At 64.0% G+C, this 8418-nt stretch carries 7 protein-coding genes; 2 read left to right on the forward strand and 5 right to left on the reverse strand.

Annotation, left to right across the window (positions count from 1 at the left end):
• Positions 1-108 precede the first annotated feature (108 nt).
• A complete protein-coding gene (locus JQ624_RS37535; RefSeq protein ID WP_212423895.1) occupies positions 109-603 on the reverse strand; it encodes a MarR family winged helix-turn-helix transcriptional regulator in 495 nt (164 codons plus the stop codon).
• A gap of 214 nt (positions 604-817) precedes the next feature.
• Here JQ624_RS37535 and JQ624_RS37540 point away from each other — a divergent pair, with 214 nt between their 5' ends.
• Positions 818-1993, forward strand: coding sequence for an ABC transporter substrate-binding protein (locus JQ624_RS37540; RefSeq protein WP_212423896.1), 1176 nt, complete (start codon positions 818-820; stop codon positions 1991-1993).
• Positions 1994-2014: 21 nt separating this feature from the next.
• Positions 2015-2470, forward strand: a complete 456-nt coding sequence (locus JQ624_RS37545; protein WP_212423897.1) for a cupin domain-containing protein — start codon at positions 2015-2017, stop codon at positions 2468-2470.
• Positions 2471-2595: 125 nt separating this feature from the next.
• On the opposite strand, the gene JQ624_RS37550 is transcribed toward JQ624_RS37545, so the two are convergent.
• The 4 genes from JQ624_RS37550 to JQ624_RS37565 form a co-directional block, all read right to left on the reverse strand.
• Entirely contained in the window at positions 2596-3849 is a 1254-nt protein-coding gene (locus JQ624_RS37550) for a flavin-dependent oxidoreductase (RefSeq protein ID WP_212423898.1), read from the reverse strand.
• A gap of 207 nt (positions 3850-4056) precedes the next feature.
• Complete coding sequence (locus JQ624_RS37555) at positions 4057-6405, reverse strand: bifunctional salicylyl-CoA 5-hydroxylase/oxidoreductase (protein ID WP_212423899.1); 2349 nt, start codon at positions 6403-6405, stop codon at positions 4057-4059.
• A 209-nt stretch (positions 6406-6614) separates the two neighbouring features.
• Positions 6615-7451, reverse strand: a complete 837-nt coding sequence (locus tag JQ624_RS37560; protein ID WP_212423900.1) for an enoyl-CoA hydratase family protein — start codon at positions 7449-7451, stop codon at positions 6615-6617.
• A gap of 41 nt (positions 7452-7492) precedes the next feature.
• Positions 7493-8254, reverse strand: a complete 762-nt coding sequence (locus JQ624_RS37565; RefSeq protein WP_212423901.1) for an SDR family NAD(P)-dependent oxidoreductase — start codon at positions 8252-8254, stop codon at positions 7493-7495.
• Between the last annotated feature and the right edge of the window lie 164 nt (positions 8255-8418).

Below are 8418 nucleotides of genomic sequence, written 5' to 3' on the forward strand. Positions count from 1 at the left end.
GACAAAGCCCGCGCCAAACTCGGCCGTGCTTATCCAGCCACCGCCAAAGACTCAAAATCACTGTGATGAACCACTAGCGTCCGGCGAGCTGCTTCAGCCGCACCAGCCTCAGCCTGTCCGCGCCTTCGCCGATTTCTGCGCCGACGCCTTCGTCTTGGCCAGCAGGCGCATCAGTTCGCGGACGTCCTTCGGCGTCAGGTCGCCGAAGACGTCGGCAATCCACAATTCATGCTCCGCCGCCATCTTGCGGAATTCGGCCCGTCCCGCCTTGGTCAGGCGGATCACCTGCACGCGGCGGTCAGCATCCGACGTGCGGCGGTCGAGATGCCCGGATTCGACGAGGCGCTCGACCAGCCCGGTGACGTTGCCGTTCGAGACCATCATCCGCTTGGAGACATCGGACAGCGTCATGCCCTCCGGCACCTTGTCGAGTTGGGCCATCAGGTCGAACCGCGGCAGCGTGACGTCGAAGCGCTCGCGCAAGCGGCTGCGCACCTCGCCCTCGATCAGGGTCGTGCAGGTCAAGAGGCGAAGCCACAGCCTGAGTTCGTCGCCGTGATGCTCCGGGAGTTCGACGGCCTTGGTCTCTGAATCGAGGATCATGATGCAAATCTTGTCCGGCTTGGGCGTTCGGTGATCCGAACAGAGCGCAGCTTCTCGGATCATTGCTCAGATTTCTTTAGGTTTCAAGTAATTGGCGCATGGCTTGCATGGACGCGTTCTGCTTGCAGGTGCAGTCACCGTCAGAATAAGCTGCAATCCGAGCATTTGCTGTGGCAAGGGTTTTCGGCTGCCGAGGCCGAATGGAGGAATAATCATGAAGCAGTCGTTGAAGCTGACCGGACTTGCCGTTGTGCTGGGTGTTGCCGCCACTCCGGCCGCAGCGCAGGAGAAAATCAAGATCGGCGTGATCACGACCTTGTCCGGCCCGGCGGCCGTGCTCGGCCAGCAATCGCGTGACGGCCTCCAACTCGGAATCAAGGACCTCGGCGGCAAGATGGCCGGCAAGGATGTCGAGGTCATCGTCGTCGACGACGAACTCAAGCCCGATGGCGCCGTGACCAAGGCCAAGGGCCTGCTCGAGCGCGAGAAGGTCGACTTCGTGGTCGGACCGATCTTCTCCAACATCCTGCAGGCCATTCACCGGCCGGTGACCGAGAACAAGACGTTCCTGATCAGCCCGAACGCGGGGCCATCGAGCTATGCCGGCAAGGAGTGCAGCCCGTTCTTCTACGTGACGTCCTACCAGAACGACCAGAATTTCGAAGTTCTCGGCAAGGTCGCCCAGGACCGCGGCTACAAGCGCGTCTACGTGCTGGTGCCGAACTATCAGGCCGGCAAGGATGCCGTGGCCGGTTTCAAGCGCGATTACAAGGGCGAGATATCAGAAGAAAGCTACACGCCGCTGGGTACGCTGGATTTCCAGGTCGAGCTGACCAAGATCGCCTCTTCCAAGGTCGATGCACTGTTCACCTTCATGCCGGGCGGCATGGGCGTCGGCCTCGTCAAGCAGTACCGGCAGGCCGGCCTTGCCGACAAGATTCCGGTGCTGTCGGCTTTCACCGTCGATGAATCCACCCTGCCCGCGCAGCAGGACGCCGCCGTCGGCATGTTCGGCGGCGCCAACTGGGCGCCGAACATGGACAATTCCCAGAGCAAGAAGTTCGTCGCCGCTTACGAAGCCGCCTACAACAGCGTGCCCGGCACCTACGCTATGCAGGGCTATGATACGGCCTTACTGATCGACAGCGCGGTGAAGGCGGTGAAGGGCGACCTCAAGAACAAGGACGCGGTGTCCGCCGCGCTGAAAAAGGCCGAGCTCACCTCGCTGCGCGGCGACTTCAAGTTCAACGTCAACGGCTATCCGATCCAGAATTTCTATCTGACCAAGGTCGCCAAGCGTCCGGACGGAAAATTCCAGACCGAGATCGTCGAGAAGGTGTTTTCGAACTACGGCGATCGCTACGCCAAGGATTGCGCGGCGGGCAAATAATAATTGAGAGGGAGCGACACCATGAAAACCGAAATCGCCGGCATCACGCGCGCCAACGAGGGCATTCAGGGCATTTCCTGGAGCATTCTCGGCCAGACCTATGTGCCGAAAAACGTCACCGAGCATTCCTTCTCATGGCATGCGACCTTCCCGCCCGAGACCCTCGTGCCGCCGCATATTCATCCCGACCAGGACGAGTATCTCTACATCCTCGAGGGCAAGCTCGACTTCTTCCTCGACGGCGCCGACACGCAGGCCACGCCGGGCGATCTGGTCCGGCTGCCGATGGGCAAGCCGCACGGCATCTTCAACAAGTCGGGACGGACCGCGAAGACGCTGTTCTGGGTGTCGCCGACACGGCGGCTCTACGATCTGTTCTGGGCGATCCACAACATGAAGGAGCAGACGCCGGACGCGGTGGTGGCGCTGGCCGCCGAGCACAACATCCACTTCCTGCCGCCGCCTCCGGGCGCGTGAGTTCTTTGACCCTCATGGTGAGGAGGCGCTTCTTCAGCGCCGTCTCGAACCATGAGGCCCCGATCTCGCCCGCGGCCATCCTTCGAGACGACCGCTTCGCGGTCTCCTCAGGATGAGGACTTCGCCTACGCCCGCACCGCGGCCAGTCCCAGCGGCGGCGGCGCGAAGCCGGCCTTGGAGGCATAGCCGCGCACGATCGCCTCGCGCTGGGCGTGGCTCAGCACCTTCTCGATATCGGTGAAACCATCCGGCGCCAGTTGCTCGACCGCGTCGATCACGCCCTCGGGGCCGCCGCGGCGGTTGGAGCGCACGATCTCCGCCGTCATCGGCAGGCGCTTCTGCTCATAGGCCACCAGCGCCTGACGCGGATGCTCAGCTCGCGCCAGCTCATCGGCCAGCGCGCGGGCATCGAGGATCGCCTGCGATGCGCCGTTGGAACCGACCGGATACATCGGATGTGCGGCGTCGCCGAGCAGCGTCACCCGGCCCCAGGTCCAGTACGGCAGCGGATCGCGGTCGCAACACGGGTACTCGTAGAATTCCGGCGTCGCCGAGATCAGGCTGCGCACGTCCACATAAGGCACCGAGAACCGCTCGACATGCGGCATCAGCTCTTCGCGCTTGCCAGGCCGCGACCAGTCCTCGCGGCGCGGCGGCTGCGAATTGCCCTCGCCGATCTTCACCAACACCGCCCAGTTGGTCAGCCGGCTCGACGGACTCGAGCCTTCGGCGATCGGATAGACCACGACCTTGGCATTCAGCCCGCCGGCCACGATCATCGAGCGGCCGGTCAGGAACGCCGGCCAGTCGCGCGCGCCGCGCCACAGCATCAGCCCGTTCCAGCACGGCGGCCCCTCGTCCGGGAACAGCATCTCGCGCACGCGCGAATGAATGCCGTCGGCGCCGATCAGAATATCGCCGCGCGCGGTTTTGACATGGGCGCCGGTGCGGTCGAAGAAATGCGCGACCACACCGCCCTCGTGCTGCGCGAACGCGCCGAGCCGGCAGCCGGTGTGGATTGCCTCGTTGCCGAGCCGTTCCTCGACGGCGCGATGGATCACGCTCTGCAGGCGGCCGCGATGAACCGAGAATTGCGGCACGTCGTGGCCGGCATCGAGGCCGCGCGGCTCGCGCCAGACTTCCTGGCCGTGGCGGTTGAGATAATACAATTGGTCGGTGCGAATGGCGGCGGCATCCAGCCGGTCCAGCAGCCCGAGGCCGGTCAATTCTCTGATCGCATGCGGCAGCGTGTTGATACCGACGCCGAGCTCGCGGATGGTGTCGGACTGTTCGAACAATTCGCAGTCGATGCCGCGCGCGCGCAACATCAGCGCAGTGGTAAGGCCTCCGATGCCGCCCCCGACGATGATTGCTTTCATGCGCGTTACTCCACACTCTCTTCCTCATCCTCGCCCCGCTTGCGGGGAGGGGTCGGATCGCCCCTGCGATCCGGGTGAGGGGGTACCGCACTCACGGCGATTTCACCCGCGGAGAGAGCCCCTCACCCCAACCCTCTAAGAGCGAGCTTCGCTCGTCTCGACCCCGCGAAGGCGGGGCGAGGGAGCGGAGAGAGCCTGCCATTCAGCCTATTCGGCTGCAAGCGGCTTTGTCGCCTCGGCTTTCAGCTCGGCGCGGGTTTTCGGCTTACCCTTAATTTTGAGGTCCTCGAAATCCTGCCGGTCACGCTCGCTGTTGCGGAAGATCTGTTCCTTGCCCGGCAGGTATTGCGGCGGACAGGCGATATCGGCGCCATACCAGGCCGCCGCCCGCATCGTGAAGGACGGATCGACCAGATGCGGCCGGGCGAGCGCCACGAGGTCGGCGCGGCCGGCGGCAAGGATGGTGTTGACCTGATCTGCGGTGGTGATGTTCCCGACGCACATGGTCGCGACGCGGGCCTCGTTGCGGATCTGATCGGAGAACGGCGTCTGGAACATTCGTCCATAGATCGGTTGCGCGTCGCGCACGGTCTGGCCCGTCGAGACATCGACCAGATCGACGCCGGCTTCGCCGAACGCGCGTGCAACCGCCACCGCATCGTCGCCGGTGATGCCGCCTTCGGCCCAGTCGGTGGCGGAGATACGAACCGACATCGGCTTGTGCGCCGGCCATGCCGCGCGCATCGCCGCGAACACTTCCAGCGGATAGCGCAGCCGGTTGGCGAGCGTGCCGCCATATTCGTCGGTGCGCGCGTTGGTCAGCGGCGAGATGAAGCTCGCCAGCAGATAGCCGTGGGCGCAGTGCAGTTCCAGCATGTCGAAGCCGCAGGCCTCGCCCCGCAACGCCGCATCGACGAACTCCTGCTTGACGCGGTCCATCGCGGCGCGATCCATTTCGCGCGGCACCTGGCTATCGGGGAAGTATGGCAATGGCGACGCCGAGATCGTATCCCACCCGCCCTGCTCCAGCGGCCGGTCCATGCCATCCCACATCAATTTGGTCGCGCCCTTGCGGCCGGCATGTCCCAGCTGCAGGCAGATCTTTGCCGCCGAATTGGCGTGGACGAAATCGACGATCCGCGTCCAGGCCGCCTGCTGCTCGTCGTTCCACAGACCAGTACAGCCGGGTGTGATGCGGGCGTCGCGGCCGACGCAGGTCATCTCGGTGAAGATCAGCCCGGCGCCGCCGATCGCGCGCGAGCCGTAATGCACCAGATGGAAATCGCCGGGCACGCCTTCCTTCGCGGAGTACATGCACATCGGCGACACCACCGCGCGATTCCTGACTTCCATCTCACGCAGCTTCAGCGGCTGGAACATCGGCGCCGCGGGCCTGTCGATATCGACGTCGAACCCCTTTGTGCGCACCTGCTTTGCAAACGCCTTGTCGACCTCGCGGACGAACTCCGGCGCGCGCAGCGTGAGGTTATCGTAGGTGATCGCCTTGGAGCGGGTCATGACGCCGAAGGCGAACTGCACGGGATCGAAATCCCAGAAGCGGTCGACATGCTCGAACCAGACCAGCGAGACGTCGGCGGCGTGCTGGATCTTCTCGACCTCCTCGCGCCGGCCGTGCTCGTAGGTCTGCAACGCGGCATCGACGGTCGGCGTCTCCGCCATGGCATCGGCGAGCGCGATCGCGTCTTCCATCGCGAGCTTGGTGCCGGAGCCGATCGAGAAATGCGCGGTCGCCTTGGCATCTCCAAGCAGCACCATGTTGTCCTTGACCCAGCGCTGGCTGCGGATCATCGGGAAATTGCGCCACATCGAGCGGTTGATCAGCAGGGGATGGCCGTCGAGGAACCAGCCGAAAATCTCGGCCATCCGATCGGCGGATTGCTGTTCGTTCAGGCCTTCGAGCCCGGCACGCTGGAAGGTTTCGGCGTCGGTCTCGAAAATCCAGGTCGAGCGTCCCGCTTCATACTGATAGGCATGCGCGATGAACGGCCCCCACTCCGTCTCCTGGAAGATGAAGGTGAAGGCGTCGAGCGGCTTGGTCGAACCCATCCAGGCGAACTTGTTGGAGCGCAAATCGATCTGCGGCTGGAAATGATCGATGTATTTGTCGCGGAAGCGGCTGTTGATGCCGTCGGCGAGCACGATCAGATCGGCATCGGCAAAGCGGCTCTCGTCGTCGATATCGGTCTCGAACAGGATCGTCACGCCGAGTTCGCGGGCGCGCTCCTGCAGGATCAGCAGCAACGTCCGGCGCGAGCAGCCGCAAAAACCGTTGCCGCCGACGCGGTGCACGGTGCCGCGGAAATGCACGGCGATGTCGTCCCAATAGGCGAATTCCTGGGTGATGCGGCGATAGCTCGGCGGATCGTATTTCTCGAAATTGTCCAGCGTGGCGTCCGAGAACACCACGCCGAAGCCAAAGGTGTCGTCGGCACGGTTACGCTCATAGACCGCGATTTCGGCCTGCGGCCGCTGCTTCTTCAAGAGGATCGCGGCATAGAGACCGGCCGGTCCGCCGCCGATAATCGCGATCTTCATCTACCGCCTCCGAAACAGGCTGTCGGGCTAGTTCGGAATTACTTTAAGCCTAAAACAATTTTCCCGCAAGGCCCCAGATCCACACGTTCCCTCCTCATCCTGAGGAGCCGCGCAACGGCGTCTCGAAGGATGGGCCACGGGCGTTCGTGGTTCGAGACGGCGCTCACGCGCCTCCTCACCATGAGGGGATAGATGGGAGCTCGCCCCCCTCAATTCCCCTGGAACACCGGGGTTCGCTTGTTCGAAAACGCCTCGAAGGCGCGGGCGAAATCCTCCGTGGTCATGCAGAGCGCCTGGGCGACCGCTTCGGCCTCGATCGCCTCCTCCACCGACATCGCCCATTCCATCGCCAGCATGCGCTTGGTCATGGTGTTGGCGAAGGTGGGGCCATCCGAAATCTGCTTGGCCATAAGCTGCGCCTGCGGCAGCACCGCGTCCGGCGTGACGATACGGCTGAAGAAGCCCCAGCGCTCGCCCTCCTCTGCGGTCATGAAACGGCCCGTGTAGAGCAGTTCGGAGGCCCGCGACTGGCCGATGATGCGCGGCAGGATCGCGCAGGCGCCCATGTCGCAGCCGGCGAGGCCTACCTTGTTGAACAGGAACGCGACCTTGGCTCCAACGGCGGCCAGACGCAGGTCGGATGCCATGGCGACGATCGCACCAGCTCCGGCGCAGATGCCTTCGACCGCGGCAACGATCGGCTGCGGACACGCCCGCATCGCCTTCACCAGGTCGCCGGTCATCCGGGTAAAGGCGGTCAGCCCCTTAGTATCCATCTGAATCAGGGGACCGATGATCTCGAACACGTCGCCGCCGGAGGAGAAGTTTCCGCCCGCGCCTGTGACGACGATGGTCTTGACCTCTTCATCCATCGCGCAGGCGCGGAAGAAATCGGTGAGCTCGCGGTAGCTTTCGAAGGTCAGCGGATTCTTGCGCTCGGGACGATTGAGCGTCACGGTAGCGACGCGATCGACGACGGCCAGCAAGAAATGCTTCGGCGAGTAATCCGCCAGCGGCAGCGTGACGGGATTGGCGGGCTTGCTCATGATCTCTCCCTGAATTTAATCGTTATCGATGTGGCGGCCGGTCAGACTTCACCGCCGGCCACCGCGATAGCCTGGCCCGTGATGGCGCCGGCGCCTTCGCCGCAGAGCCAGAGTACAGCGTCGGCGACTTCCGAGGGCGCCACGAGGCGCCCCTGCGGATTATGCTTCGACAGTTCCGCGATGGCCTGCTCGCGGCTGCGGCCGGTCTTCTTGATGATGTTGTCGATCGAGCCTTCCAGCAGATCGGTTTCGGTGAAGCCGGGGCAGACGGCGTTGACGGTGACGCCGCTCTTTGCGGTTTCCAGCGCCAGTGAACGCACAAGGCCAACGACGGCATGTTTCGCCGCGCTGTAGGCACTGACATAGGCGTAGCCCTTCAGGCCGGCGGTGGACGCGACGGCAACGATCCGGCCGTGGCGGCGCTCGACCATTCCAGGCAATACGGCCTGCGTGGCGTGGACCACGCCCATGAAATTGACGTCCATCATCCGCTGGAACAGCGCCGCATCGGAGCGGCCGAACGGCGAAGATTCCGCCGCGCCCGCATTGGCAATGAGGATGTCGACCGGTTGCCGCGCGGCGGCTTCCGTAACGGCCGATTTGACCGACGCCTGATCGGCAACGTCGGCGACCGCTGCGAACTGCGCCGCACCGGATGCAACGGCCTCATCCAGCGTCGCGCGGTTGCGGCCAAGCACCGTCACCGTCGCACCCGCATTCGACAGCGCCGCCGATATCGCTAGCCCGATGCCCCGCCCGCCACCGGTAACGAGCGCATGGGAGGAACGCGACAATGGGGACATCGGTCAAGCCTCCAGGATGAGGGTTCAGCATATATTTTAAACTTCAAGCTTTTGCAAGGAAGCGGCAAGGGCCGGAGCGGTGGTCAGGTAGATCCTATGGGGTGGCAGGTGGTCAGGGGTAAGCTGAGTTTGCGACCACCCAACCACCCGGAGGATCAACGATG

The organism is Bradyrhizobium sp. AUGA SZCCT0283 (assembly GCF_018130385.1).
Classification (GTDB): Bacteria; Pseudomonadota; Alphaproteobacteria; order Rhizobiales; family Xanthobacteraceae; genus Bradyrhizobium.

What these genes read in the sequence shown, in the direction of transcription:
- JQ624_RS37545 (WP_212423897.1), top strand. Translation starts at nt 2,015, where the DNA reads ATGAAAACCGAAATCGCCGGCATCACGCGCGCCAACGAGGGCATTCAG.
- JQ624_RS37560 (WP_212423900.1), bottom strand. Translation starts at nt 7,451, where the DNA reads ATGAGCAAGCCCGCCAATCCCGTCACGCTGCCGCTGGCGGATTACTCG.
- JQ624_RS37565 (WP_212423901.1), bottom strand. Translation starts at nt 8,254, where the DNA reads ATGTCCCCATTGTCGCGTTCCTCCCATGCGCTCGTTACCGGTGGCGGG.
- JQ624_RS37555 (WP_212423899.1), bottom strand. Translation starts at nt 6,405, where the DNA reads ATGAAGATCGCGATTATCGGCGGCGGACCGGCCGGTCTCTATGCCGCG.
- JQ624_RS37535 (WP_212423895.1), bottom strand. Translation starts at nt 603, where the DNA reads ATGATCCTCGATTCAGAGACCAAGGCCGTCGAACTCCCGGAGCATCAC.
- JQ624_RS37550 (WP_212423898.1), bottom strand. Translation starts at nt 3,849, where the DNA reads ATGAAAGCAATCATCGTCGGGGGCGGCATCGGAGGCCTTACCACTGCG.
- JQ624_RS37540 (WP_212423896.1), top strand. Translation starts at nt 818, where the DNA reads ATGAAGCAGTCGTTGAAGCTGACCGGACTTGCCGTTGTGCTGGGTGTT.